The 23,208-nt window shown below is 51.5% G+C and carries 39 protein-coding genes; 38 read left to right on the top strand and 1 reads right to left on the bottom strand.

What is annotated here, in order from left to right:
- Positions 1–86: 86 nt before the first annotated feature.
- From rpsJ to FD37_RS09410, 36 genes are all read left to right on the top strand, one after another.
- Entirely contained in the window at positions 87–395 is a 309-nt protein-coding gene (rpsJ, locus tag FD37_RS09575) for a 30S ribosomal protein S10 (RefSeq protein ID WP_045808207.1), read from the top strand.
- A gap of 43 nt (positions 396–438) precedes the next feature.
- Positions 439–1,089, top strand: a complete 651-nt coding sequence (rplC, locus tag FD37_RS09570) for a 50S ribosomal protein L3 (RefSeq protein WP_024746867.1) — start codon at positions 439–441, stop codon at positions 1,087–1,089.
- Between the two features lie 21 nt (positions 1,090–1,110).
- Positions 1,111–1,734: a 50S ribosomal protein L4 gene (rplD, locus tag FD37_RS09565; RefSeq protein WP_045808208.1), complete on the top strand. Its 624-nt coding sequence runs from the start codon at positions 1,111–1,113 to the stop codon at positions 1,732–1,734.
- Positions 1,734–2,021, top strand: a complete 288-nt coding sequence (rplW, locus tag FD37_RS09560) for a 50S ribosomal protein L23 (RefSeq protein WP_045808209.1) — start codon at positions 1,734–1,736, stop codon at positions 2,019–2,021. Before rplD ends, rplW begins: the two co-directional genes overlap by 1 nt.
- 29 nt (positions 2,022–2,050) lie before the next feature.
- On the top strand, positions 2,051–2,899 hold the full coding sequence (gene rplB / locus FD37_RS09555; protein ID WP_045808210.1) for a 50S ribosomal protein L2: 849 nt from the start codon (positions 2,051–2,053) through the stop codon (positions 2,897–2,899).
- A 78-nt stretch (positions 2,900–2,977) separates the two neighbouring features.
- The gene (rpsS, locus tag FD37_RS09550; RefSeq protein ID WP_045808211.1) at positions 2,978–3,253 is read left to right on the top strand and encodes a 30S ribosomal protein S19; all 276 of its coding nucleotides are present in this window, start codon (positions 2,978–2,980) and stop codon (positions 3,251–3,253) included.
- 13 nt (positions 3,254–3,266) lie between these two features.
- A complete protein-coding gene (gene rplV, locus FD37_RS09545) occupies positions 3,267–3,623 on the top strand; it encodes a 50S ribosomal protein L22 (protein ID WP_024746872.1) in 357 nt (118 codons plus the stop codon).
- A 3-nt stretch (positions 3,624–3,626) separates the two neighbouring features.
- On the top strand, positions 3,627–4,283 hold the full coding sequence (gene rpsC, locus FD37_RS09540) for a 30S ribosomal protein S3 (RefSeq protein WP_045808212.1): 657 nt from the start codon (positions 3,627–3,629) through the stop codon (positions 4,281–4,283).
- Between the two features lie 2 nt (positions 4,284–4,285).
- Positions 4,286–4,720, top strand: coding sequence for a 50S ribosomal protein L16 (gene rplP / locus FD37_RS09535; protein ID WP_045808213.1), 435 nt, complete (start codon positions 4,286–4,288; stop codon positions 4,718–4,720).
- On the top strand, positions 4,710–4,904 hold the full coding sequence (gene rpmC, locus FD37_RS09530) for a 50S ribosomal protein L29 (RefSeq protein ID WP_024746875.1): 195 nt from the start codon (positions 4,710–4,712) through the stop codon (positions 4,902–4,904). Before rplP ends, rpmC begins: the two co-directional genes overlap by 11 nt.
- A 28-nt stretch (positions 4,905–4,932) precedes the next feature.
- Positions 4,933–5,199 (top strand): 30S ribosomal protein S17, encoded by a 267-nt coding sequence (rpsQ, locus tag FD37_RS09525; RefSeq protein ID WP_045808214.1) that lies wholly within the window; start codon positions 4,933–4,935, stop codon positions 5,197–5,199.
- A 50-nt stretch (positions 5,200–5,249) separates the two neighbouring features.
- Positions 5,250–5,618: a 50S ribosomal protein L14 gene (rplN, locus tag FD37_RS09520; protein WP_045808215.1), complete on the top strand. Its 369-nt coding sequence runs from the start codon at positions 5,250–5,252 to the stop codon at positions 5,616–5,618.
- 36 nt (positions 5,619–5,654) lie between these two features.
- Positions 5,655–5,966 (top strand): 50S ribosomal protein L24, encoded by a 312-nt coding sequence (rplX, locus tag FD37_RS09515; RefSeq protein WP_045808216.1) that lies wholly within the window; start codon positions 5,655–5,657, stop codon positions 5,964–5,966.
- Positions 5,967–5,991: 25 nt separating this feature from the next.
- Positions 5,992–6,534 carry a 50S ribosomal protein L5 gene (gene rplE, locus FD37_RS09510; protein ID WP_045808217.1) on the top strand — a complete coding sequence of 181 codons (543 nt, stop codon included), beginning with the start codon at positions 5,992–5,994 and terminating at the stop codon, positions 6,532–6,534.
- Positions 6,535–6,554: 20 nt separating this feature from the next.
- Entirely contained in the window at positions 6,555–6,740 is a 186-nt protein-coding gene (locus FD37_RS12660; RefSeq protein ID WP_011668486.1) for a type Z 30S ribosomal protein S14, read from the top strand.
- 33 nt (positions 6,741–6,773) lie between these two features.
- Positions 6,774–7,172: a 30S ribosomal protein S8 gene (gene rpsH, locus FD37_RS09505; protein WP_024746880.1), complete on the top strand. Its 399-nt coding sequence runs from the start codon at positions 6,774–6,776 to the stop codon at positions 7,170–7,172.
- A 29-nt stretch (positions 7,173–7,201) separates the two neighbouring features.
- On the top strand, positions 7,202–7,738 hold the full coding sequence (gene rplF / locus FD37_RS09500; RefSeq protein ID WP_045808218.1) for a 50S ribosomal protein L6: 537 nt from the start codon (positions 7,202–7,204) through the stop codon (positions 7,736–7,738).
- Between the two features lie 37 nt (positions 7,739–7,775).
- Positions 7,776–8,141 carry a 50S ribosomal protein L18 gene (gene rplR / locus FD37_RS09495; RefSeq protein WP_045808219.1) on the top strand — a complete coding sequence of 122 codons (366 nt, stop codon included), beginning with the start codon at positions 7,776–7,778 and terminating at the stop codon, positions 8,139–8,141.
- A 22-nt stretch (positions 8,142–8,163) separates the two neighbouring features.
- Positions 8,164–8,667: a 30S ribosomal protein S5 gene (gene rpsE / locus FD37_RS09490; RefSeq protein ID WP_045808220.1), complete on the top strand. Its 504-nt coding sequence runs from the start codon at positions 8,164–8,166 to the stop codon at positions 8,665–8,667.
- 14 nt (positions 8,668–8,681) lie between these two features.
- Positions 8,682–8,864, top strand: a complete 183-nt coding sequence (gene rpmD, locus FD37_RS09485) for a 50S ribosomal protein L30 (protein ID WP_024746884.1) — start codon at positions 8,682–8,684, stop codon at positions 8,862–8,864.
- 35 nt (positions 8,865–8,899) lie between these two features.
- Positions 8,900–9,334 (top strand): 50S ribosomal protein L15, encoded by a 435-nt coding sequence (rplO, locus tag FD37_RS09480; protein ID WP_045808221.1) that lies wholly within the window; start codon positions 8,900–8,902, stop codon positions 9,332–9,334.
- The gene (gene secY, locus FD37_RS09475) at positions 9,334–10,644 is read left to right on the top strand and encodes a preprotein translocase subunit SecY (protein ID WP_045808222.1); all 1,311 of its coding nucleotides are present in this window, start codon (positions 9,334–9,336) and stop codon (positions 10,642–10,644) included. Before rplO ends, secY begins: the two co-directional genes overlap by 1 nt.
- Before the next feature lie 93 nt (positions 10,645–10,737).
- Positions 10,738–11,388, top strand: coding sequence for an adenylate kinase (locus FD37_RS09470; RefSeq protein WP_307725083.1), 651 nt, complete (start codon positions 10,738–10,740; stop codon positions 11,386–11,388).
- Between the two features lie 169 nt (positions 11,389–11,557).
- Positions 11,558–11,776 carry a translation initiation factor IF-1 gene (gene infA, locus FD37_RS09465; protein WP_011668477.1) on the top strand — a complete coding sequence of 73 codons (219 nt, stop codon included), beginning with the start codon at positions 11,558–11,560 and terminating at the stop codon, positions 11,774–11,776.
- A 30-nt stretch (positions 11,777–11,806) separates the two neighbouring features.
- Complete coding sequence (rpmJ, locus tag FD37_RS12655; protein ID WP_008855781.1) at positions 11,807–11,926, top strand: 50S ribosomal protein L36; 120 nt, start codon at positions 11,807–11,809, stop codon at positions 11,924–11,926.
- Between the two features lie 25 nt (positions 11,927–11,951).
- On the top strand, positions 11,952–12,317 hold the full coding sequence (rpsM, locus tag FD37_RS09460) for a 30S ribosomal protein S13 (protein ID WP_045808224.1): 366 nt from the start codon (positions 11,952–11,954) through the stop codon (positions 12,315–12,317).
- A gap of 26 nt (positions 12,318–12,343) precedes the next feature.
- Positions 12,344–12,733: a 30S ribosomal protein S11 gene (gene rpsK, locus FD37_RS09455; protein ID WP_045808225.1), complete on the top strand. Its 390-nt coding sequence runs from the start codon at positions 12,344–12,346 to the stop codon at positions 12,731–12,733.
- Positions 12,734–12,819: 86 nt separating this feature from the next.
- Positions 12,820–13,770: a DNA-directed RNA polymerase subunit alpha gene (locus FD37_RS09450; protein WP_045808226.1), complete on the top strand. Its 951-nt coding sequence runs from the start codon at positions 12,820–12,822 to the stop codon at positions 13,768–13,770.
- Between the two features lie 30 nt (positions 13,771–13,800).
- Positions 13,801–14,184 carry a 50S ribosomal protein L17 gene (gene rplQ, locus FD37_RS09445; RefSeq protein WP_045808227.1) on the top strand — a complete coding sequence of 128 codons (384 nt, stop codon included), beginning with the start codon at positions 13,801–13,803 and terminating at the stop codon, positions 14,182–14,184.
- A gap of 281 nt (positions 14,185–14,465) precedes the next feature.
- Positions 14,466–15,305 carry an energy-coupling factor ABC transporter ATP-binding protein gene (locus tag FD37_RS09440; protein WP_082605169.1) on the top strand — a complete coding sequence of 280 codons (840 nt, stop codon included), beginning with the start codon at positions 14,466–14,468 and terminating at the stop codon, positions 15,303–15,305.
- The gene (locus FD37_RS09435) at positions 15,281–16,156 is read left to right on the top strand and encodes an energy-coupling factor ABC transporter ATP-binding protein (protein WP_045808228.1); all 876 of its coding nucleotides are present in this window, start codon (positions 15,281–15,283) and stop codon (positions 16,154–16,156) included. Before FD37_RS09440 ends, FD37_RS09435 begins: the two co-directional genes overlap by 25 nt.
- Positions 16,149–16,949 (top strand): energy-coupling factor transporter transmembrane component T family protein, encoded by an 801-nt coding sequence (locus tag FD37_RS09430; protein ID WP_056964988.1) that lies wholly within the window; start codon positions 16,149–16,151, stop codon positions 16,947–16,949. Before FD37_RS09435 ends, FD37_RS09430 begins: the two co-directional genes overlap by 8 nt.
- 13 nt (positions 16,950–16,962) lie before the next feature.
- Positions 16,963–17,760 (top strand): tRNA pseudouridine(38-40) synthase TruA, encoded by a 798-nt coding sequence (gene truA, locus FD37_RS09425; protein WP_056964986.1) that lies wholly within the window; start codon positions 16,963–16,965, stop codon positions 17,758–17,760.
- A gap of 147 nt (positions 17,761–17,907) precedes the next feature.
- Complete coding sequence (rplM, locus tag FD37_RS09420; protein ID WP_045808231.1) at positions 17,908–18,351, top strand: 50S ribosomal protein L13; 444 nt, start codon at positions 17,908–17,910, stop codon at positions 18,349–18,351.
- Positions 18,352–18,364: 13 nt separating this feature from the next.
- Positions 18,365–18,757 (top strand): 30S ribosomal protein S9, encoded by a 393-nt coding sequence (gene rpsI / locus FD37_RS09415; protein WP_011668466.1) that lies wholly within the window; start codon positions 18,365–18,367, stop codon positions 18,755–18,757.
- Positions 18,758–18,940: 183 nt separating this feature from the next.
- Entirely contained in the window at positions 18,941–19,852 is a 912-nt protein-coding gene (locus tag FD37_RS09410; protein WP_045808232.1) for an aldo/keto reductase, read from the top strand.
- Positions 19,853–20,022: 170 nt separating this feature from the next.
- Here FD37_RS09410 and FD37_RS09405 read toward each other — a convergent pair whose 3' ends face one another.
- The gene (locus tag FD37_RS09405) at positions 20,023–20,796 is read right to left on the bottom strand and encodes a glucose 1-dehydrogenase (protein WP_056964983.1); all 774 of its coding nucleotides are present in this window, start codon (positions 20,794–20,796) and stop codon (positions 20,023–20,025) included.
- Positions 20,797–20,995: 199 nt separating this feature from the next.
- On the opposite strand from FD37_RS09405, the gene FD37_RS09400 reads away from it, so the two are divergent.
- Positions 20,996–22,357 (top strand): TrkH family potassium uptake protein, encoded by a 1,362-nt coding sequence (locus tag FD37_RS09400; protein ID WP_045808234.1) that lies wholly within the window; start codon positions 20,996–20,998, stop codon positions 22,355–22,357.
- Between the two features lie 12 nt (positions 22,358–22,369).
- Complete coding sequence (locus FD37_RS09395; RefSeq protein ID WP_045808235.1) at positions 22,370–23,032, top strand: potassium channel family protein; 663 nt, start codon at positions 22,370–22,372, stop codon at positions 23,030–23,032.
- The last annotated feature ends 176 nt before the right edge of the window (positions 23,033–23,208 follow it).

Genomic DNA, 23,208 nt, shown 5'->3' with positions numbered 1-23,208 from the left:
CACGCCCGGCCGCTTTGCCATGAGGGCGTGGCGGGAATTCACACGGAGTTAGTCTTATTTTTAAAATAGACGAAGGAGGGAACACAATGGCAAAACAAAAGATTCGGATCCGGTTAAAGGCATACGAACATCGTATCCTCGACCAATCCGCAGACAAGATCGTTGAAACGGCAAAGAGAACTGGTGCTAGCATTTCTGGTCCAATTCCATTGCCAACTGAACGGACGATCTACACGGTTTTACGTTCACCACACAAGTTCAAGGACTCGCGTGAACAATTCGAAATGCGGACGCACAAGCGTCTGATTGATATCGTAAACCCAACGCCAAAGACGGTTGACTCATTAATGAAGCTCGACCTGCCTAGCGGTGTGGACATCGAAATCAAGTTATAATTCTCGTGTACCAACTATAAAACATTAAATCGGAGGTGTACTCATGACCACAAAAGGAATCTTAGGGAAAAAGGTCGGGATGACGCAAGTCTTCACTGATGCTGGCGAATTAATCCCCGTTACTGTTGTCGAAGCAACGCCAAACGTTGTGTTGCAAGTTAAGACGATGGAAAACGACGGTTACGAAGCCATCCAACTTGGTTACCAAGACAAGCGTGAAGTACTTAGCAACAAGCCCGAACAAGGTCATGTAGCAAAAGCAAACACGACTCCTAAGCGCTTCATTCGTGAATTCAGAGATGTTGAGCTGGGAGATTACAAGGTGGCTGATGAAGTCAAGGTAGACGTCTTCGCAGCAGGCGACATCGTGGATGTCACTGGTGTCACTAAAGGTCATGGATACCAAGGTAACATTCATAAAGACGGTCAAAGCCGTGGCCCTATGGCCCATGGTTCTCGTTACCACCGTCGTCCAGGTTCTCTGGGTGCCATCATCAACCGGGTATTCCCTGGTAAGAAGCTCCCAGGTCGGATGGGTAACAAGCAAGTTACGATCCAAAACCTGCAAATCGTGAAGGCGGACGTTGATAACAACGTTCTGCTGATCAAGGGCAACGTGCCTGGTGCTAACAAGTCACTCGTTGTTGTTAAGAGTGCTGTTCGCCCACCACGTCCTAAGCAATCTGAAAAATAAATCGGAAGGGAGGATAATTAAATGACAAGCGTAGCATTATACAAACAAGACGGTAGCCAAAACGGCGACGTCACTTTGAATGCCGATATCTTTGGTATCGAACCTAACGACAACGTTATCTTTGATACGATTTTGATGCAACGAGCTTCCATGCGCCAAGGAACCCACGCCGTTAAGAACCGGAGTGCCGTTCGTGGTGGTGGTAAGAAGCCATGGCGTCAAAAGGGTACTGGTCGGGCCCGTCAAGGTTCCATCCGTTCCCCACAATGGGTCGGTGGTGGTGTGGTCTTTGGACCAACCCCTCGTTCCTACAGTTACCGTCTTCCTAAGAAGGTCGGTCGCTTAGCTATCAAGTCCGCGCTTTCCCAAAAGGTCTTGGACGAAGGCTTAGTCGTTGTTGACGGCTTAGCATTCGATGCTCCTAAGACGAAGGAATTCGCCGCTGTGTTGGCTGGCTTGAATGTCACGACGAAGACGTTAGTCGTTCTTGAAGACGACAACGTTACGGCCGCTTTAGCAGCCCGGAACTTAGCGAACGTTAAGGTAATTCCAGCCAAGAGCTTGAATGTCCTCGACGTCGTTGATGCCGACAAGTTAGTGATTACCCAACCAGCCCTTTCTCAGGTAGAGGAGGTGCTCGCATAATGGAAGCACGCGACATTATCTTACGTCCAGTTGTCACTGAAGCTTCAATGGCAACGATGGATGACAAGCGTTACACCTTTGACGTTGACGTACGAGCAACCAAGACGCAAGTCAAGCACGCTATCGAAGAAATCTTCGACGTGAAGGTTGTTAAGGTCAACATCATGAACTTAAAGGGTAAGAAGAAGCGTCAAGGACGTTACGAAGGCTACACTAAGAAGCGTCGTAAGGCCATTGTCAGCTTATCTGCCGACTCAAAAGAAATCAAATTATTCAACGAAGAATAATATCCTAATAAATATAGGAGGGAAATAACGTGGCGATTAAGAAATACAAACCAACAAGCAACGGTCGTCGTAACATGACGAGCTTGGTTTACAAAGACGTCATCACTAAGACGACTCCTGAAAAATCACTGCTTGATTCACAAAGCCACACCGCTGGACGGAACAACGCCGGTCATATGACTGTGCGTCACCGTGGCGGTGGTAACAAGCGCCAATACCGGATCATCGACTTCAAGCGGATTAAGGATGATGTTCCCGCAACGGTTAAGGCCATCGAATACGATCCTAACCGGACTGCCAACATTGCCTTATTAGTTTACGCCGATGGGACGAAGTCTTACATTATCGCACCTAAGGGCTTAAAGGTTGGAACGCAAGTTCAATCCGGTCCAGATGCTGATATCAAGGTTGGGAACACATTACCATTGAAGAACATTCCATTTGGGACTGTGATTCACAACATCGAATTGAAGCCAGGTAAGGGTGGCCAATTGGTCCGCTCTGCTGGGACTTCCGCACAACTTTTAGGTAAGGCTAACGACGACAAGTACGTCTTAGTTCGTTTATCTTCTGGTGAAGTTCGGATGATCCTGAGCGTTAATCGGGCAACGATTGGTGCCGTTGGTAACGAAGAACATGAATTAGTTAACGTTGGTAAAGCCGGCCGGAACCGTTGGGCTGGTCAACGTCCTCACGTTCGTGGTTCTGTTATGAACCCTAACGATCACCCACATGGTGGTGGTGAAGGTAAAGCACCTGTCGGATTACCATCTCCTCTGTCCCCATGGGGTAAGAAGACCGTTGGTAAGAAGACGCGGAAGAAGAAGAACCGGACTGACAAGTTTATTGTTCGTCGTCGTAAGGGTTCTAAGATGTAATTATCCGTTTAAACGGATAATTCGATACCTGGTGATCATCGTGCGAAACGATGCGCCACAAGTAGAGGAGGTTTCATAATGGGTCGTAGTTTGAAAAAGGGACCTTTTGCCGATGCGCACTTGCTGAAGAAGATCGATGCGCAAAAGGATCAAGAAAAAAAGGCCGTCATTAAGACCTGGTCCCGCCGGTCTACTATTTTCCCTAGCTTCATTGGTTACACCATTGCTGTTTATGACGGACGGAAGCATGTCCCAGTTTACATCCAAGAAGACATGGTGGGTCATAAGTTAGGCGAATTTGTCCCAACGCGGACGTTCCGTGGCCATGGTGGCGACGACAAAAAGACACGATAAGGAGGAATAACTAATGGCTGAACAAGTTACATCAGCACAAGCGACTGCTAAGACGGTTCGGATTGCTGCTCGTAAGGTCCGTCTGGTTATCGACCTTATTCGCGGTAAGAGCGTCGCAGAAGCATTGGCTATCTTAAAGTTCACACCGCGTGGTGCTTCACCGGTTGTGGCTAAGGTATTAAACTCTGCAATTGCTAACGCAGAAAACAATTTTGACTTAGATCGTCAAGACTTAGTTGTTAGCGAAGCCTACGTCAACGAAGGACCAACCCTCAAGCGGTTCCGTCCTCGTGCCAAGGGTTCCGCTTCACCAATCAACAAGCGTACGAGTCACATTACGGTTGTTGTATCTGAAAAAGAGGAGGGATAACGCGTGGGTCAAAAAGTAAATCCAACCGGATTACGGGTCGGTATTATTCGTGACTGGGAAGCAAAGTGGTATGCTGAAAAAGATTTTGCTGCTTACTTACGAGAAGACCTTCAAATCCGTAAATTCATCGAAAAGCGTCTGGTTGACGCTTCTGTTTCAACTGTTGAGATTGAACGGGCTGCAAACCGCGTCAACATCTCAATCCACACTGCCAAGCCAGGGATGGTTATTGGTAAGGGTGGTTCCGAAGTTGAAAACTTACGGAAAGAACTTAACGCTTTAACTGGCAAGCGAGTACACATCAACATTGTGGAAATCAAGAAGCCAGACTTAGACGCTAAGTTAGTCGGCGAAAACATCGCTCGTCAATTGGAAGGCCGTGTCGCTTTCCGTCGGGCAATGCGTCAGACGATGCAACGGACGATGCGTTCTGGTGCCAAGGGTATCAAGACGCAAGTCGCTGGTCGGTTGAACGGTGCTGACATGTCCCGTGTCGAAAGCTATGCTGACGGGACGGTTCCATTGCACACGTTACGTGCTGACATCGATTACGCATGGGTAGAAGCTCACACGACTTACGGTTCTTTGGGTGTTAAGACCTGGATCTACCGTGGTGAAATCCTGCCTGAAAAGAAAAATAACGGACAAGGAGGGAAATAAGCATGCTGGTACCTAAGCGAGTAAAGTTCCGTCGTGTCCACCGTGGTAAGCTTCGTGGTGAAGCTAAGGGTGGCAAGAGCGTGGCTTTCGGTGACTTTGGTTTGCAGGCGTTAGATTCACATTGGATCTCTAACCGTCAAATCGAAGCTGCTCGTATTGCAATCACGCGTTACATGAAGCGTGGTGGGAAAGTTTGGATTAAGATTTTCCCTCACAAATCCTACACCGCTAAAGGTGTTGGGGTTCGGATGGGTAATGGTAAAGGTACGCCTGATGGCTGGGTAGCCCCAGTCAAGCGTGGTAAGGTCATGTTCGAAGTCGGTGGTGTTGATGAAGCAACCGCCCGCGAAGCCTTACGTCTTGCTGCCATGAAGCTTCCCGTTCGTACCAAGATTTTGACCCGAGAGGAAGTAGGTGGCGAATCTAATGAAGACTAAAGACATCAATGAATTAACCACTGCTGAAATGCTCGATAAAGAAAAGAGCTACAAGGACGAATTATTCAACTTGCGGTTCCAATTAGCCACTGGTCAATTGGAAAACACCGCTCGGTTGAAGCAGGTTCGGAAGAACATTGCGCGGATTAAGACCGCTCTTCGCCAGCAAGAACTGAACAAGTAGAATACGATAAAAAGGAGGTCACTATTACATGAGTGATGCACGTAATCACCGTAAGGTATATCGCGGTCGGGTTGTTTCTGATAAGATGGAAAAGACGATCACCGTCGAAGTCAATACGACGAAGACGGATGCACGGTATGGCAAGCGGGTCAAGTACTCCAAGAAGTACAAGGCACATGACGAAAACAACGAAGCCCACACCGGCGATCTTGTCGAAATCATGGAAACACGGCCATTGTCTGCTACCAAGCGGTTCCGCTTAGTCGACATTGTTGAAAAAGCAGTCATTATTTAAGTGTCGTTTTTATCGTATTCTGAACTAGAACTGAAGGGAGGACACTAGCTGTGATCCAACAAGAAAGTCGCTTAAAGGTTGCCGATAACTCCGGCGCCCGGGAAATTCTGACGATCAAGGTTCTGGGTGGCTCAAAGCGTCGCTACGCTGGAATCGGTGATATTATCGTTGCTACTGTCAAACAAGCAACACCAGGTGGCGTTGTCAAAAAGGGTGATGTCGTTAAGGCAGTCATCGTTCGTACGAAGTCACGGGTCCGTCGGAATGACGGTTCATACATTAGCTTTGATGAAAATGCCGCAGTGCTGATCAAGGACGACAAGAGCCCTCAAGGGACTCGGATCTTTGGACCCGTTGCACGTGAATTGCGTGACAACGACTACATGAAGATCATCTCATTAGCACCCGAAGTACTGTAATCAAGAATCGTTTTTAACAAGGAGGTGCCCACAGGAATGCTCATTAAAACTGGTGACAAGGTCCGCGTGATCGCTGGCAAGGACAAAGGCAAGGAAGGTACTGTTTCCAAAGTCTTGGCTGCTAAGAACCGCGTGATTGTCAAAGGCGTCAACATGATCAAGAAACACCAAAAGGCTTCGCAATCGAACCCTCAAGGTGGCATCCTTGATGTTGAAGCACCAATTCACGCATCCAACGTTATGCTTATCGATCCTTCGAACAACGAACCAACCCGGCTTGGCGTTCGTATCGAAGATGGTCACAAAGTCCGGTTCGCGAAAAAGTCCGGCGAAACCATCGATAAATAATCCGCGAAAGGAGGAATAACATTTCATGTCTACTCGTTTAAAAGAAAAGTTCGTAAATGAAATTACGCCATCCATGATGGAAAAGTTCAGTTACAGTTCTGTTATGCAAACCCCAAAGATCGACAAGATCGTGTTGAACATGGGTGTTGGTGACGCTGTCTCCAACGCTAAGAACCTGGACGAAGCTGTTGAAGAACTCGGTTTGATTTCTGGTCAAAAGCCATTGGTTACTAAGGCCAAGAAGTCAATCGCGACCTTCCGTCTTCGTGAAGGTATGTCCATTGGGGCCAAGGTTACCCTTCGCGGTGACCGGATGTACGAATTCCTGGACAAGTTGATCAACGTGTCATTGCCACGTGTTCGTGACTTCCACGGTGTTAGCACCCGTTCCTTTGATGGACGCGGGAACTACACGCTGGGGGTTAAGGAACAATTGATCTTCCCAGAAATCAACTTTGATAACGTTAACCGTGTCCGTGGTTTGGACATCGTGATCGTTACGACGGCGAACACCGATGAAGAGTCTCATGAATTACTGGCTCAATTCGGTATGCCGTTTGCACACTAATAGAAGGAGGTTCACACAAATTGGCTAAGAAATCACAAATTGCTAAGAACAAGCGTCCCGCGAAGTTTTCTACTCAAGCATATACTCGTTGCGAACGTTGTGGACGTCCACACTCTGTTTATCAAAAGTTCCACCTTTGCCGTATCTGCCTCCGCGAATTGGCTCACAAGGGTCAAATTCCTGGCATGAAGAAGGCTAGCTGGTAAACCGAATTTTAAACAAAGGGAGGGAAAACGTTAATGTCCATGACTGATCCTATTGCAGACTTCCTGACGCGTATCCGTAACGCCAACATGGTGCGTCACGAATCACTCGAAGTACCTGCATCTAAAATTAAGCGTGACATCGCTGAAATCTTGAAGCGTGAAGGATTTATCCGGAACGTTGAATACATCGATGACGACAAGCAAGGCATTATCCGCGTATTCTTGAAGTACGGTAAGGATAACCAACGTGTCATCAGTGGTTTGAAGCGTATTTCAAAGCCCGGCTTACGTTCTTACGTAAAGGCCGACGCTGTACCAAAGGTATTGAACGGTTTAGGTATCGCCATTATCTCCACCTCTGAAGGGGTTATTACTGATAAAGAAGCGCGGGCCAAGAAAATCGGTGGCGAAGTTCTCGCCTACGTTTGGTAAAACTTTAAAAAGACAGGAGGTGCCTTACAGTGAGTCGTATTGGTTATAAAACGGTTGTTGTTCCTGCCGGCGTTGAAGTTAAGCGCGACGGGGACCAAGTTACGGTCAAGGGTCCTAAGGGTTCCTTAACGCGGACTTTTGCATCCGACATTACTATGAAGATTAGCGACGGTGCGGTTGATTTCGATCGTCCTAACGATAACAACAAAATGCGGGCTTTACATGGGACGCAACGTGCCAACCTTAACAACATGGTTGAAGGGGTTGTCAGTGGTTTTGCGAAGACCTTGAAGCTTGTCGGTGTTGGTTACCGTGTTCAATTGAAGGGTAAAGACCTGATCTTGAGCGTTGGTTACTCCAACCCCGTTCACATGGATGTTCCTGAAGACCTTGAAGTCAAGGTCCCAGACAACACCACCATCAACATTGCTGGTATCAGCAAGCAAGAAGTCGGCGACTTCGCTGCTGAAGTCCGTGCCGTTCGTTCCCCAGAACCTTACAAGGGTAAGGGTATCCGTTACGAAAACGAATTTGTTCGTATTCGTGAAGGTAAGACCGGTAAGTAAACTTAAAGCAGCCTAACAGCTGAAATTTTTCAAAGAGGTGACTATTTTGATTACGAAACCAGATAAAAACAAGACGCGTCAAAAGCGTCATGGACGTGTCCGGAACAAAATTTCTGGTAATGCAGAACGCCCACGCTTAAACGTATTCCGCTCTAACAAAAACATCTACGCTCAAGTAATTGATGACGTAGCGGGTGTAACGCTTGTTAGTGCCTCGACGTTAGACGATGGCGTTAATGGTGACAACAAGACCGAACAAGCCAAGGCTGTCGGTGCTTTAGTTGCCAAGCGTGCCGTTGAAAAGAAGATTGAAAATGTTGTGTTTGACCGTGGCGGGTACTTGTACCATGGCCGTGTTCAAGCGCTTGCGGAAGCTGCTCGTGAAAACGGGCTTAAATTTTAATAGTAAGGAGGAATAACCACACATGGCAAAGTTTATTGATCCCGACAAGTTGGAACTAGAAGACAACGTCGTTGCTATCAACCGGATTACGAAGGTTGTTAAAGGTGGTCGTCGTCTGCGATTTGCTGCTCTTGTCATTGTCGGCGATAAGAACGGTCACGTTGGCTTCGGTACTGGTAAAGCACAAGAAGTTCCCGAAGCTATCCGTAAGGCCGTTGAAGCCGCTCGGAAGAACCTGATTGAAGTTCCAATCGTGGGAACGACCATTCCTCACGAAACTATTGGAAACTACGGTGGTGGGAAGATCTTGTTGAAGCCCGCTGCTGAAGGTTCTGGGGTTACTGCGGGTGGTGCCGTTCGTTCCGTCATGGAATTAGCCGGTGTTGCCGATGTTACCTCGAAGCGTTTAGGTTCCAACACGCCTGTTAACGCTGTTCGGGCCACTTTTGCTGGTCTTGAACAATTAAAGCGTGCTGAAGAAGTTGCCGCCCTCCGTGGTGTCTCACTTCAACACTTAGCTGAATAAGGAGGAGTTCTAAGATGGCTCAATTGAAAGTTACTTTAATTCATAGTGCTGCTCACCGTCTCCCTAAACAGCGTAAAATCGTTGAAGCAATGGGCTTAAAGCGGGTTAACAGCTCTGTTTTACAACCCGACAACGAAGCTACTCGTGGTGCGCTTTTCCAAATCGCCCACTTGATCAAGGTTGAAGAAGTTAAGTAGTACTCATATCATTAAATAAGGAGGTGCGCAATAGCATGAAGTTGAATGAATTGAAACCTGCTGAAGGCTCACGTAAGGTCCGTAACCGGGTTGGTCGTGGTGACTCTTCTGGTAACGGTAAGACTGCTGGTCGTGGCCAAAAGGGTCAAAAGGCACGTAGCAAGACCCGTTTGGGCTTTGAAGGTGGCCAAATGCCATTGTACCGTCGGATTCCAAAGCGTGGGTTTACCAACATTAACCGTAAGGAATTTGCTGTTGTAAACTTATCTGCTTTGAACGTCTTTGATGACGGTGCAGAGGTTACGCCAGCTGCCTTAGTTGAAGCTGGTATCGTGAAGAACGAAAAGGCTGGTATTAAGATCTTGGGTAATGGCGAATTGACGAAGAAATTGACGGTCAAGGCCGCTAAGTTCTCCAAGTCCGCTAGTCAAGCAATCGAAGCTGCCGGTGGTAAGACTGAGGTGATTTAATGCTATCAAGCTTGAAAAACGCCTTTAAGATTAAAGACATTCGTAATAAGATTCTCTTTACTCTATTGGTTTTGATCGTCTTTCGTCTCGGAACGTACATTACGGTTCCGGGCATTAACGCGAAGGCCCTTCAAAGCGTCGCGTCTTCTGGATTGGTTAGTATTTTAGATACCTTTAGTGGTGGTGGGTTGACCAACTACTCCATCTTTGCGATGGGGGTGTCACCCTACATCACTGCACAAATCGTTATTCAATTGCTACAAATGGACATCGTTCCTCGTTTCGTGGAATGGAGTAAGCAAGGTGACGTTGGTCGTCGGAAGTTGAATCAAGCAACGCGGTATCTCGCGATTGTTTTGGCTTTCGTTCAATCCATCGGGATCACGGCTGGTTTCAGTGCCTTAAGTTCATTGAAGCTGGTTCAAAACCCAAGTGTGCAAACGTACTTAGCGATCGGGTTAATCCTGACCGGTGGGACGATGTTGACCACCTGGATGGGTGATATGATTACCGACCGCGGATTAGGTAACGGGATTTCGATGATTATCTTTGCCGGGATTATTGCCCGGACACCGAAGTCGGTTTACCAACTCTACCAAACTTATTTTGTTGATGCGGATAAGGGTACTTTATGGCAAAGTGTCCTGTTCATTATCGCGCTGATCGTGGTTGTTTTGATCATCGTTACGTTCGTAACGTGGGTCCAACAAGCCGAACGGCGGGTACCGATTCAGTACACGCGGCGGGTATCTGGTTCGCCAGATAGCAGCTACTTACCATTAAAGGTGAACGTCGCTGGGGTTATCCCAGTCATCTTCGCTAGTTCGTTTATTGCGACGCCACAAACTATTTTGATGGCGTTCCAAAACTCGCACTCGCAAGATGCGTGGTACCAAACCTTATCGGATATTTTCAATATGCAAACGCTCGACGGCGCCATTTTGTACACCGTTCTGATCATTGTGTTCACGTTCTTCTACGCGTTCGTCCAAGTGAACCCCGAAAAGTTAGCCGAGAACCTGCAAAAGCAGGGGAGCTACATTCCGGGTGTCTGGCCTGGTCACGAAACGCAGTCATACGTTTCTAGCTTGTTGATGCGCCTCAGCACGGTTGGGGCCCTCTTCCTAGGATTCGTATCCTTGATTCCGTTGTTAGCCCAAAACCTGTGGGACTTAGATGAGTCGATCGGGTTAGGGGGAACTAGCCTCTTAATCGTGGTTGGTGTGGCCATCGAAACGATGCGTCAAGTTGACGGATTAATGATGAAGCGCGAATACGTTGGCTTTATCCAAGATCCAGAACCAGCTTAATGAGTTTCCAGCGGGTGTGTTGAATCCTTTTGGCACACCTGCTTGTGTATTTCAGGCGAAGTTTACGAAACGAGGAGTTTGAACATGACAGCAATGAACTTGATTCTCATGGGTCTGCCAGGTGCCGGTAAAGGGACCCAGGCTCAAAAGATTATTGAAGAGTTCCACTTACCACACATCTCCACGGGGGACATCTTCCGTGACGCGATGAAGAACGAAACCGAAATGGGCGTTGCCGCGAAGAAGTTCATCGACAAAGGTGAATTGGTTCCCGACGAAGTGACCAACGGAATCGTGAAGGATCGCTTAGCGCAGGATGACACCAAGGACGGTTTCATGTTGGACGGGTTCCCTCGTTCACTGGCCCAAGCTGAAGCATTGGACAGCTTTGGCCCCGAATTGGACCGGACGATCAATGCCGTGATCAACATTCATGTTGAGCCAGACGTATTGGTAGAACGGTTATCCGGGCGGTACATCTGCCGGACTTGTGGGGCAACCTACCACAAGCTCTACAATAATCCTAAAGTCGCAGGCACCTGTGATGTCTGTGGCGGCCATGACTTCTACCAACGGGAAGACGACAAGCCGGAAACGGTGAAGAATCGGCTGGCGGTTAATCTGAAGATGAACACGCCATTGGTTGATTACTACACCCAGAAGCACCTGTTGTACACCGTTGATGGCGATCGGGACATCGATGACGTTTACGTCGACATCGAAAAGATCCTCAAGAGCCTCTAAGCTGTTAAGCCAACACTCTTCTTGCCTTGTCAAGGGAATTATGGTAAGCTTATTCAGGTTTAGCCTGTAAATGGCGCGCTGTCGCAATTCGCAGGTGCTCGGTGGGAAGACAACCGTGTTCCCACCGCTTTTCCGCGTAGTTTTACGCAATCAAAAGGGAGGTACTTTCGTGGCGAAAAGCGATGTCATTGAAGTTGAAGGTAAAGTTACCGAAACTTTACCAAACGCGATGTTTCGAGTCGAATTAGAAAACGGTCATGAGATTCTCGCTCACGTTTCTGGTAAGATCCGGATGCACTACATTCGGATTCTGCCTGGTGATCGAGTAACTGTTGAAATGTCACCGTATGACTTGTCTAAAGGCCGGATTACGTATCGTTTCAAGTAACCGGTTGGCGACAGAAGTAGGAGGGTTATCATGAAAGTAAGACCATCAGTTAAGCCAATGTGCGAACACTGCAAGGTTATCAAGCGTAAGGGTCGAGTAATGATCATTTGCTCTGCCAACCCTAAGCACAAACAACGCCAGGGTAAGTAATTTAATTTAACAGGAGGTGCAAGTAATGCCACGTATTGCTGGAGTGGATTTACCACGTGATAAGCGTATCGCTTATGGTTTGACCTACATTTTCGGAATTGGTATCAACACGGCGCACAAGATCGTTGCCGATGCCGGTGTTTCCGAAGACGTTCGGGTTCGCGATTTAACGCCAGACCAAGAAGACAAGATTCGTGCAGAAGTTGATAAGTACAAAGTTGAAGGTGACTTACGTCGTGAAGTCAGCTTAAACATCAAGGGTCTGCAAGAAATGGGTTCTTACCGTGGAATGCGTCACCGTCGCGGTTTACCAGTTCGCGGTCAACATACCAAGAACAACGCCCGCACTCGTAAGGGTAAAGCCGTATCGATTGCCGGGAAGAAGAAGTAATTAAGTAAGGGAGGTTACAAACTTTTATGGCTACTAGAAGAACTAGTCGCAAGCGTCGGGTCAAGAAGAATATTGAATCCGGTGTTGCGCACATTCATGCTACGTTTAACAATACTTTAGTAATGATCACCGACGTTCAAGGGAACGCTATTGCGTGGTCATCCGCCGGTGCCTTGGGTTTCAAGGGTAGTCGGAAGTCAACGCCATTCGCCGCACAAATGGCTGCCGAAGCTGCTGCTAAGGCATCTATGGAACACGGTGTTAAGTCCGTTGAAGTTGCTGTTAAGGGTCCTGGTTCAGGACGTGAAGCTGCTATCCGTGCTATCCAAGCAACTGGTATCGAAGTTACGGCAATTCGTGACGTGACGCCAGTGCCTCATAACGGTACTCGTCCTCCAAAGCGTCGTCGGGTCTAAATGAGCGTTTCATTTATGAAGGTCTCCTTCATGATGGGATTGACTTATGGGAGCTCAACGCGGTTTGAAAGGGGTAAACGATAAGAATGATTGAATTTGAAAAGCCTAACATTCATAAAATTGATGAAAGCAGCAATTACGGCAAGTTCGTTGTTGAACCGCTGGAACGGGGTTATGGGACTACCTTAGGGAACTCATTACGTCGGATTCTACTTTCGTCATTACCTGGTGCAGCCGTCACCAGCATTCAAATCGACGGGGTTCTGCACGAGTTTTCGACTATCGAAGGCGTCGTTGAAGACGTTACGCAGATTATCTTGAACGTCAAGAAGATTGCGTTGAAGCTTAATGGCGCCGATGATCAGGAAGAAACGATGGAGATCAACGTTAAGGGGCCTGCACAGGTCACTGCCGGTGATATCGTCGCAGGGGCGGATGTTGATGTGTTGAACCCAGACCTGTACATTGCTACGGTCGCTGACGGGGCAACCTTCCACATGCGAATGACAGCAGATAAGGGCCGGGGCTATGTTTCCGCTGATGAAAACAAAGCCCGGAACACGGAAATGCCAATTGGTGTTTTAGCTGTTGATTCGATCTACACCCCAATCGAACGGGTTAACTACCAAGTAGAGAATGCACGGGTTGGCCAACGGGCTGACTACGATAAATTGACCCTGGATGTTTGGACGAACGGTTCAATCAATCCTAGCGAGGCCATCTCATTGGCTGCCAAGATCTTGACTGAGCACTTAGCGATGTTCGTTGACTTAACGGATGAAGCGAAGAATGCTGAAATCATGGTTGAAAAAGAAGAGACGCACAAGGAAAAGATGCTTGAGATGACTATCGAAGAGCTCGACTTGTCCGTTCGTTCTTACAACTGTTTGAAGCGTGCTGGTATCAACACGGTTCAAGAATTGACTAACAAGACCGAAGCAGACATGATGAAGGTTCGTAACTTGGGTCGCAAGTCCCTGGAAGAAGTTAAGGCAAAGTTAGCCGATCTCGGTTTGTCACTTCGGAAAGAAGACTAATTTTAGACACTCAAAGGAGGGTTTCTGGTTATGAGTTACCGTAAATTACAACGGACTAGTTCTCAACGTAAGGCGTTACTGCGCGACTTGACCACTAGTTTGATCTTAAACGGTCGCATCGAAACGACCGAAGCACGCGCCAAGGAAGTTCGCAAGACTGCGGATAAGATGATTACCTTGGGTAAGCAAGGCGACTTACACGCCCGGCGGCAAGCTGCTGGCTTCGTCCGGAACGTGGTTGCAGATGTTAAGGAAGACGGCGATGACATCAAGGTTACTTCTGCACTGCAAAAGTTGTTCAGCGAATTAGCACCGAAGTACGCGGATCGTAACGGTGGTTACACGCGGATCTTAAAGACGATGCCTCGTCGCGGTGATGGTGCTGCAATGGCAATCTTGGAATTCGTTGACTAATCTCTGATTAGGGAACGTTTTCGGGCTGGTCGCGCCTCCGTAGCGTGCGGCAATAGGTAACACATAAATCACTAGGGTCATGTGGTATAGAGCGTTATGATGATGGGATTTCCCCGAGTCTAGCTTGAATGGGGGCGAAAGCCTCAGCGCCGCTGATTCGTTAGTGATTTTTTTGTACCCTTTTTTTCTGCGGGACTTCCCGGATTTTGGGTGGAGGACTACGCGGAACCGGGTTTCTTTGGTATAATTAGCGGTGACTTTTTAAGGGGGTCGCGATACGGGTGGCACAGATCATTCAAGTACAACAACTTTCATACGAATATCCCGAGAGTACCGGCCACGCTGCCTTGGATCAGGTCAGTTTTGACGTGGAACAGGGGGAGTGGTTGGCAATCGTCGGCCATAACGGGAGCGGTAAATCGACCCTCGCCCGGGCGATTGATGGCTTATTACCCTTTAAGCAGGGGAGCATCACGGTCGGCGGCGTTGCCTTGACGCCGGCCACCGTCTGGACCGTCCGGGAGCAGATCGGCATGATTTTCCAGAATCCCGATAACCAGTTCGTTGGTGCCACGGTCGAAGACGACGTCGCCTTTGGCCTGGAAAACCGGCAACTTTCGCGGGAGGAAATGGTGCCCCGGGTTCAGCAGGCCTTACAGGCGGTGGGCATGCAGGACTTTGCGCACCGGGAGCCCAGTTCGCTCTCGGGGGGCCAGAAGCAGCGGGTCGCGTTGGCGGGGATCGTGGCCATCGCCCCCCAAATTCTGATTTTGGATGAGGCCACCAGTATGCTGGATCCCCGGGGCCGGCAAGACATGCTGGCGTTGGTACGGCAGTTGCATCAACAGCAGCACCTGACGGTCATCTCGATTACTCACGATATTGATGAGGCAGCGCAGGCCGACCGGGTCCTGGTGATCGACGATGGTCACCTGGTTCAGGAGGCCCCGCCGGCGACCATCTTTGCCCAGGGCAGCCGGTTGGTGGCCCTGGGACTGGACGTGCCCTTTACCACTAAGCTAGCGGATGCCCTGCGTCAGCGGGGGATTACCCCGCCGGATGGTTACCAGACCACCGCAGAAATGGAGGCGTGGTTGTGTCGATCACTTTTAAACACGTAGACTATACTTATCAAGCGGGCACGCCCCTCGCCACGCCCGCCCTGCAGGACATCAACCTGCACGTGCCGGATCACGGCTACCTGGCCATCATCGGTCATACCGGGAGCGGCAAATCGACGCTGATTCAGCAACTGAACGCGTTGCTCAAGCCCACCCGGGGTGAACTGACCATTGATGCGTTCACCGTCACGCCGACCACGACCAACGCGGACCTCAAGCCGCTGCGGCAACACGTGGGCATGGTGTTTCAATTTCCGGAAAGCCAACTGTTCGAGGAGACGATTCAACAGGATATCGCCTTTGGGCCCCAAAACTTTGGCATGGCCCCGGACGCGGCCCGGCAATTAGCCGATGAGATGCTGACCACGGTGGGGCTCGACCCCAGCTATGCGCAGCGGTCGCCGTTTGATCTCTCCGGGGGCCAGATGCGGCGGGTCGCCATTGCCGGGGTCCTGGCCATGCACCCGCAGGTCCTGGTGCTCGATGAACCCACGGCAGGGCTGGACCCCCAGGGACGGCAGGAGATGATGGCCTTGTTTGACCGGTTACACCGGGAGCAGGGGCTGACCATCGTCCTGGTGACCCACCAGATGGAAGACGTTGCCCAGTACGCCGATCAGGTCGCCGTTATGCGGCAGGGGCGGCTCCTGAAGACCGGCACCCCCCGGGAGATCTTTGGCGACCCCGACTGGTTACGGGCCAATGACCTGGACGTGCCCCGGGCAACGAAATTCGCCCAGAAATTGGCGCAACAGGGCGTTCACTGGCCCCAGGGTCTCCCACTGACGGCGGACGAATTAGCCGCTCAGTTGGCCGCACAGTGGCCCCAGGGGGGTGCTGCCGATGTCTAAGTTCATCTTTGGGCGGTATCTGCCCCTGAATTCGGTGGTGCACCGCTTGGATCCGCGAAACAAATTGGCCATCAGCTTTTGCTACATCATTCTGGTGTTCCTGGCCAATAGCTTGCTTAGCTACCTGATTTTGATCGCGTTGACCCTGGGGGCCATCAAGGCCTCGCATATCAAGCTGGGGTTCTTCTTGCGGGGGATTCGCCCGCTGATCTGGCTGATCATCTTCACCGTCCTGTTGCAGTTGCTCTTCAGTCCCGCGGGGGGCCACGTCTATTGGCACTGGGCCTTTATCAACGTGACCCAGTTTGGCCTGATCAACGCCGGCTACATCTTTATTCGGTTTATGCTGATCATTATGATGTCCACGCTCTTGACCCTGTCGACGCAGCCGCTGGACATCGCCACCGGCCTGGCGTCACTGATGACGCCGTTGCGCTGGGTCCGGGTCCCCGTGGACACACTGGCGATGATGTTGTCGATCGCGCTACGCTTCGTCCCGACCCTGATGGACGAGGCCCAAAAGATCATGAACGCCCAGCGCGCCCGGGGCGTGGATTTCGGTGAGGGGGGTCTGATCAAGCAGGCCAAATCCCTGATCCCCCTGATGGTGCCGCTGTTTATGAGCGCCTTTAACCGTGCCGAGGATCTGTCGACGGCGATGGAGACGCGGGGCTATCAGGATAGCGAACACCGGAGCCACTATCGTGTTTTGACCTGGCAACGCCGGGATACGGTTACTTGGCTGATCTTCGGGGTGGGACTGGCCCTGATTCTGATCAGCCGTCGTTGGTAAGAGAGGATGGAGTATGCAACGCTATAAAGTAATATTAATGTATGATGGAACGGCCTTCGCGGGCTTCCAACGCCAGCCCAATAAGCGCACGGTGGAGGGGGTCCTGACCCAGGTGGTCAACAAGATGGCCAAGCAGCCGGACCCCGCCATCGTGGTCTACGGTTCTGGCCGGACGGATGCCGGGGTCCACGCCCTGGCCCAGGTCGTGCACTTTGACCTGCCGTTTACGATTCCCGCCGAGAACATGCATAAGGGGCTCAACAGTATGCTGCCCCTCGACATGGAGGTCGTGAAGGTCGAACTAGCGGCGCCCGATTTTCACGCGCGGTACGACGTGTCGGGCAAGCGCTACCTGTACCGCATGGACCTAGGGGAGTTTCGGAATCCCTTTAAACGCAATTACACGGGACACTGGAAGTTTCCGGTCGACCTGGACAAGATCCAGGTGGCCTTAGCCGACCTGGTCGGGGAGCACGATTACACCAGCTTCGTGGCCTCCGGGGCCCAGACGCGGACCTTCGTGCGGACCATTTACGAGGCCACCTGCCACAAGGACACCACGAACAACGAACTGGTCTTCGAGTTCTACGGGAACGGCTTCATGTATAACCAGATTCGGATCATGGTCGGGGTCCTGGTCGAAATCGGCTCGGGGACGCGGCCGGTCCACGATATCTTACGGTTGTATCAGGTCAAGGACCGCAAACAGGCTCGCCGGACCGCGCCGGCCGCGGGGCTGTATCTGAAACACGTGTATTACATGGGAGAAGATCCGGCACATCCCACCAAGTTACCGCCCCATCAACGATAAGTGGGTGAAATTTTGGGGGATGGGGAAACAGTCATTGACTTTATTAGGAAAACTTTGTATTATGGTCATTGGTATTGTTTGCCCCACGATAAGCCCCGGAAAGTTTACTTGGTGTCAGACAAACACAGATTTATGGAGGAATTTAACGTGCGTACAACTTATATGGCAAAACCAAACAACGTTGACCGTAAATGGTACATCGTTGACGCAACCGATGTTAGTTTAGGTCGTCTTGCTTCCGTCGTTGCAACTATCCTGCGCGGCAAGAACAAGCCAACGTTCACCCCTAACGTGGACACTGGTGATAACGTGATCGTTATCAACGCCAGCAAGATCGCTCTGACTGGCCGTAAGGCAGCCAACAAGATCTACTACCACCATACTCACTTCGCTGGTGGTTTGAAGTCACGGACTGCCGGTAACTTCCGGGATGAAAACCCTGAAAAGTTAATCGAAACTTCTGTCCAAGGCATGCTTCCGAAGAACTCATTAGGTCACCAAATGGCCTTGAAGCTTCACGTTTATGCTGGTGCAGACCACAAGCATGAAGCACAAAAGCCAGAAGTCTTAGACATTACGAACCTAATTTAAGGAGGAAACCCAATTGGCACAAGTTCAATATCGCGGCACTGGCCGTCGTAAAAACTCCTCTGCCCGTGTACGTTTAGTACCTGGCTCTGGTAAGATTGTCATGAACAACAAGGCAATCGAAGATTACATTCCATTTGCAAGTATCCGTGAAGTGGTTTTACAACCATTCAACGTAACGGAAACGCTTGGTAACTACGATGCATTAGTTACTGTTCGTGGTGGCGGTTTCTCCGGCCAAGCCGGCGCTACTCGTCACGGGATCGCTCGGGCATTGCTCGAAGTTGACCCTGACTTCCGTGGTCCGCTGAAGCGCGCTGGTCTGTTGACCCGTGACGCCCGGATGAAGGAACGGAAGAAGCCAGGTCTCAAGAAGGCCCGGAAGGCTTCACAATTCTCCAAGCGTTAATCTGCGGATTATCTCTGGATTATTGGAAAACACTCACAGCGATGTGGGTGTTTTTTTTGTGGCCGAAATGAAAGGGCTTGGTTGGTTTAGTGGGCATTCGTGGCGGACGCCCTGGTTGGGCAAGGCCGGCGACCAGCCGTACACTAGAGACGATGTGAAAACATCTGAGGGAGGAAGACACTTATGACAGAATCTGTTTTGACACAGCGGTTAACGCTGAATAACGGGGTCAGCATGCCCCGAGTGGGCTTAGGGGTCTGGAAGGCGTCCAATACCGACGCCGACCACGCCGTGACCCAGGCCATCCAGCACGGGTACCGGTTGATCGATACCGCTAAGCAGTATGGTAACCAGGCCGGGGTCGGCGCCGGCATCCGGACGGGGCTCTTGAAGACCGGCCTAAACCGCAAGGACCTCTTTGTGACCACCAAGGTCTATAACGGCGATCAGGGCTACGACAGCACGTTGCGGGCCTTCGACCAGACCCTAAAGCAGTTACAGCTGCATTACGTGGATCTGTACCTGATCCACTGGCCCGTAGACGGACACTACATCGACACTTGGCGGGCTCTGGAGCAACTGTACCGGAACGGTCAGGTCCGGGCCATCGGGGTCTCGAACTTTGACAGCGACCGGTTGAACGACCTGCTGGATAAGACAACCGTGACGCCGGTCATCAACCAGATGGAGTTCAACCCGTTGAACCAGGAAAAGGACCTGCGCCAGACCATGCAACTCGCGGGGATTCAGCTGGAGGCGTGGTCACCTTTGGGTGGGGGCGCCGCACTGAATAACCCCGTCGTCACCCGGTTAGCCGCGAAGTATCACCGTTCGGCGGCCCAGATCATCTTGCGGTGGGACTACCAGGAAAACATCATCACCATTCCCAAGTCCGTGCACGAGCAACGCATCGTGGAAAACAGTCAATTGGCGGACTTCACCCTGGCGCCGGAAGACGTCGTGGCGTTGCGTAACCTCGATCAGGAGAAGCGGGGGCTGTGGTATGACGACTTCGCTTGGCACAACCCGACCAACCCGCAGGCCATGAAGGACTTCGTCTCCGAGTGGGACGATACGGCGACTTATCAAAAATAATGCCGTGCGCCGTGGCTGACTCTCAGTAGGCCTGGGGTCTGGTCGCGGTGACCGTTTTGACCCTGCAACTGATTGTGGGGAATTTGGATAACGAAAAAGCCTGAGACAACTTGTCCCAGACTTTTTTTGTTCTTCGAATCGCTGCTGCCGCAATCGATAGCACGCGCAGATCACCGCAGTAAATACCCGCCATCGACCGGCAGCATCACCCCGGTGACGTAATCGGCGGCCTGACTGGCCAGGAAGACCACGGGTCCCATCAGTTGCTCGGGGACGCCCCAGTCACCCGACGGAATGTGGGCCTTGATCTCCGGCCCACGAACGGGGTCCTCCTGCAGCGAGCGGGTCATGTCGGTGCTAATGTAGCCGGGCGCGATGCCGTTGACCTGGATGTTGTCCGGGGCCAGGGCGTCCGCGTAGGCCTTGGTGAGCCCCCAGACGGCGTGTTTGCTGGCGGTGTAGGGGAAGATGTTCTTCCCCGCCCGGTAGGACTGCATCGAGCCGATATTGATGATTTTACCGTGGCCCTGAGCCGCCATGACCATGGCGGCCTCGTGGGAGAGGTAATACAGGGCGTTGAGGTTCAGGTCGATGACCCGGCGCCAGTCGGCATCCTGGTAGTCCAGCACGTCGTTGCGCAACTGCATGCCGGCGTTATTCACCAGGATGTCCAGGTGACCAAAGTGGTCGATGACGTGTTGGACGATGGCCGCCGCACAGTCGGGGGCCGTGATGTCCTGTTCCAAAAAGCCAATGCGTTGCCCGTTTTCCTCGACGCGTTGCCGGGTCTCCGCCCAGCCCTTTTGCGTCCGGCTCACAACGAACACGTCGGCGCCGTACAGGGAGAGGGCCACCGCGTAGTTTTGGCCTAAGCCGCTGGCACCCCCGGTGATGAGGGCGACCTTACCCGTTAACGAAAAACTCTGACGATCAAATTGAGACATTTCTGAGCACTCCTTTACCAGTTCGTTGGGGTCAACGGTAGCCCCGTCACGGGGGAAAGTCAACGGGAAATGGGGGTTGCAATCTGGTCTCAAAAGTGGCGTGATGGAATTTGCCTGGAAACACAAAATCCCCTTGCGTTCCCCCGGTGGCAAGGCTTAAGCTGGTGAGGTAATGAAAATGCAAAGAGAAAAGGAAACCATGAAAAAACTAGCGAAACTCAGTATTTTTAATACGCTGTCCAAGAAGATGGTCTGGGGCTTTATCCTGATCATCTTTTTGGGGAGCCTCTTGTTGAGCCTGCCCATCGCCACCAGCCACCAACAGGGGACCGCGCTGATCGATATTCTCTTCACGGCGGCCTCCGCGACCTGTATTACGGGGTTGACGGTGGTCAACACGGCCACGCACTGGTCGTTGTTTGGTCAGGTGGTCATCCTGGGCATGGCGGAGATCGGCGCTCTGGGGTACATGACCTTTGCCGTGCTGCTGTTCAACATCATTCGGCGGCACCGGAGCATGGGCCTGTCGACGCAGCTGATGGTCAAGGAATCGCTCAACCTCGAGAACTTGAGCGACACAAAAAGCGTCATGAAGTACGTGATCGGTCTTTCGGCGGTCTTTCAGCTGGGGGGCGTGGGCCTGCTCGCCGTCGATTTCATCCCGCGCTTTGGGTGGAAACGCGGCCTCTACGTGTCGGTCTACCACTCCGTTATGTCGTTTTGTAACGCGGGGTTCGACGTCTTCGGCGACAGCCTGATGCGCTTTCGCAACGACAGCTACGTTCTCCTGGTCACGATTGTGCTGATCGTGGGTGGGGGGCTAGGCTTTCTGGTCTGGCGGGACCTACTCTTGTACCATGAACGCAAGCGGTTGAGTTTGAACTCCAAGCTGACGCTGACCACCACCGGGACGCTGTTCGTCTTGGGCTTCGTGATCTTGCTGGTGACCGAGGGCAACTTGTCCGGGTTGTTGGGCGATCACATGTCGTGGGTCAACCGGACCATCAACACCCTGTTTCTGAGCGTCACGCCCCGGACCGCGGGCATCGTGACGCTGCCGACCAACTCGTTGCACTCCGGCAGTATCTTTCTGATCATGATTCTGATGTTCGTCGGGGGGACGCCTGGGTCGACCGCCGGGGGAATCAAGACCACCACGTTTGGGGTCCTGATGCTTCAGAGCATTGCCCAGCTACGGGGACGCGAGGACGTGGAGTTCAGTCACCGGCGGTTCAGTCAGGCCAACATCAGCCGCGCGTTGTTGCTGGTCTTTCTGGCGAGCATCGTGATTACCCTGGCGACACTGGTCCTGACCCAAACGGAGAAGATTCCGCAGGGGTACGGCCTGGAATACATCGTTTTTGAAGTTTTATCCGCCTTTGGGACCGTGGGCCTGAGCCTGGGGTTGACCCCGCATTTGACCGTGATCGGCAAGGTCATCATCATGATCTTGATGTTCGTCGGTCGGGTCGGCATCTTCACGTCGCTGTACGCCCTGTCGAAGCGGCAGCCGAAGGTCAGTCGGTTACGGTACCCTGAAGAAAATATTTTAATCGGTTAGGAGTGGTTGAACGTGAAAAAGAATTTTGCTGTGTTGGGCCTGGGGCGGTTTGGCGAAGCGGTCGTCCGGACCCTGGCCGAGATGCAGCAGGAGGTCCTCGCCGTGGACTGCCGGGAAGACCGGGTCAACGAGCTGATGGACGTGGCGACGCAGACGCTGATCGCGGATACGCGTGACGAGGAGGTCTTGCGCCGGCTCAACATCGATACCTTCGACTACGTGATCGTGGGAATCGGGAACAACATGGAAGCCAGCATCCTGACCACGTTGTTGGCCAAGGAGCAGGGGGCCAAACAGGTCATCGCCAAGGCAGAAACCAGCGACCACGGGCGCGTCTTAAAGCGGGTCGGGGCCGATCAGGTGGTCTTCCCCGAACGGGATATGGGCCAGGGCATCGCCCGCAAGCTCTTGTCCAATCACATCCTGAACTTTATTGATTTGAGTCAGGACTACACGTTGGCCGAGGTGGTCATCACCGATCCCACCTTCGTCGATCAGGACCTGGTCAAGCTGAACCTGCGGCAGCGGTTTGACTTAAACGTCATCGCCATTCAGCGGGGCGCGGACATCGATATCTCGCCCCAACCCACGGCGGTCGTCCGGTTGCACGACGTCTTGACCGTGGTGGGCCCCGTGAAAAGCGTCGAGGCCCTGGACGAGGCCTTAAAGAAGTAACCCCAAGGAATTCCGGTTGGTCACGACCGCGAGTTCCTTTTTTAATGGGCGCCAACCGGCTATTGACAAGGCCGGTGGATAAAATTAAAATATAGTAATTGATTTAATCTTATTCTCATTTAACGATAACGAGATGAAAACACCGCTCAGGCGCTTGCGAACGCCGGTTAATTTGG

It is taken from the genome of Levilactobacillus spicheri DSM 15429 (assembly GCF_001435095.1).
Lineage (GTDB): Bacteria > Bacillota > Bacilli > Lactobacillales > Lactobacillaceae > Levilactobacillus > Levilactobacillus spicheri.
Note: the sequence above shows the minus strand (reverse complement) of the source record. Positions and strands in the feature narration are given on the sequence as shown.

What these genes read in the sequence shown, in the direction of transcription:
- rpsJ (WP_045808207.1), top strand. Translation starts at nt 87, where the DNA reads ATGGCAAAACAAAAGATTCGGATCCGGTTAAAGGCATACGAACATCGT.
- rplC (WP_024746867.1), top strand. Translation starts at nt 439, where the DNA reads ATGACCACAAAAGGAATCTTAGGGAAAAAGGTCGGGATGACGCAAGTC.
- rplD (WP_045808208.1), top strand. Translation starts at nt 1,111, where the DNA reads ATGACAAGCGTAGCATTATACAAACAAGACGGTAGCCAAAACGGCGAC.
- rplW (WP_045808209.1), top strand. Translation starts at nt 1,734, where the DNA reads ATGGAAGCACGCGACATTATCTTACGTCCAGTTGTCACTGAAGCTTCA.
- rpsS (WP_045808211.1), top strand. Translation starts at nt 2,978, where the DNA reads ATGGGTCGTAGTTTGAAAAAGGGACCTTTTGCCGATGCGCACTTGCTG.
- rplV (WP_024746872.1), top strand. Translation starts at nt 3,267, where the DNA reads ATGGCTGAACAAGTTACATCAGCACAAGCGACTGCTAAGACGGTTCGG.
- rplP (WP_045808213.1), top strand. Translation starts at nt 4,286, where the DNA reads ATGCTGGTACCTAAGCGAGTAAAGTTCCGTCGTGTCCACCGTGGTAAG.
- rpmC (WP_024746875.1), top strand. Translation starts at nt 4,710, where the DNA reads ATGAAGACTAAAGACATCAATGAATTAACCACTGCTGAAATGCTCGAT.
- rpsQ (WP_045808214.1), top strand. Translation starts at nt 4,933, where the DNA reads ATGAGTGATGCACGTAATCACCGTAAGGTATATCGCGGTCGGGTTGTT.
- rplX (WP_045808216.1), top strand. Translation starts at nt 5,655, where the DNA reads ATGCTCATTAAAACTGGTGACAAGGTCCGCGTGATCGCTGGCAAGGAC.
- rplE (WP_045808217.1), top strand. Translation starts at nt 5,992, where the DNA reads ATGTCTACTCGTTTAAAAGAAAAGTTCGTAAATGAAATTACGCCATCC.
- rpsH (WP_024746880.1), top strand. Translation starts at nt 6,774, where the DNA reads ATGTCCATGACTGATCCTATTGCAGACTTCCTGACGCGTATCCGTAAC.
- rpsE (WP_045808220.1), top strand. Translation starts at nt 8,164, where the DNA reads ATGGCAAAGTTTATTGATCCCGACAAGTTGGAACTAGAAGACAACGTC.
- rpmD (WP_024746884.1), top strand. Translation starts at nt 8,682, where the DNA reads ATGGCTCAATTGAAAGTTACTTTAATTCATAGTGCTGCTCACCGTCTC.
- rplO (WP_045808221.1), top strand. Translation starts at nt 8,900, where the DNA reads ATGAAGTTGAATGAATTGAAACCTGCTGAAGGCTCACGTAAGGTCCGT.
- secY (WP_045808222.1), top strand. Translation starts at nt 9,334, where the DNA reads ATGCTATCAAGCTTGAAAAACGCCTTTAAGATTAAAGACATTCGTAAT.
- FD37_RS09470 (WP_307725083.1), top strand. Translation starts at nt 10,738, where the DNA reads ATGAACTTGATTCTCATGGGTCTGCCAGGTGCCGGTAAAGGGACCCAG.
- rpmJ (WP_008855781.1), top strand. Translation starts at nt 11,807, where the DNA reads ATGAAAGTAAGACCATCAGTTAAGCCAATGTGCGAACACTGCAAGGTT.
- rpsM (WP_045808224.1), top strand. Translation starts at nt 11,952, where the DNA reads ATGCCACGTATTGCTGGAGTGGATTTACCACGTGATAAGCGTATCGCT.
- rpsK (WP_045808225.1), top strand. Translation starts at nt 12,344, where the DNA reads ATGGCTACTAGAAGAACTAGTCGCAAGCGTCGGGTCAAGAAGAATATT.
- FD37_RS09450 (WP_045808226.1), top strand. Translation starts at nt 12,820, where the DNA reads ATGATTGAATTTGAAAAGCCTAACATTCATAAAATTGATGAAAGCAGC.
- rplQ (WP_045808227.1), top strand. Translation starts at nt 13,801, where the DNA reads ATGAGTTACCGTAAATTACAACGGACTAGTTCTCAACGTAAGGCGTTA.
- FD37_RS09430 (WP_056964988.1), top strand. Translation starts at nt 16,149, where the DNA reads ATGTCTAAGTTCATCTTTGGGCGGTATCTGCCCCTGAATTCGGTGGTG.
- truA (WP_056964986.1), top strand. Translation starts at nt 16,963, where the DNA reads ATGCAACGCTATAAAGTAATATTAATGTATGATGGAACGGCCTTCGCG.
- FD37_RS09410 (WP_045808232.1), top strand. Translation starts at nt 18,941, where the DNA reads ATGACAGAATCTGTTTTGACACAGCGGTTAACGCTGAATAACGGGGTC.
- FD37_RS09405 (WP_056964983.1), bottom strand. Translation starts at nt 20,796, where the DNA reads ATGTCTCAATTTGATCGTCAGAGTTTTTCGTTAACGGGTAAGGTCGCC.
- FD37_RS09400 (WP_045808234.1), top strand. Translation starts at nt 20,996, where the DNA reads ATGAAAAAACTAGCGAAACTCAGTATTTTTAATACGCTGTCCAAGAAG.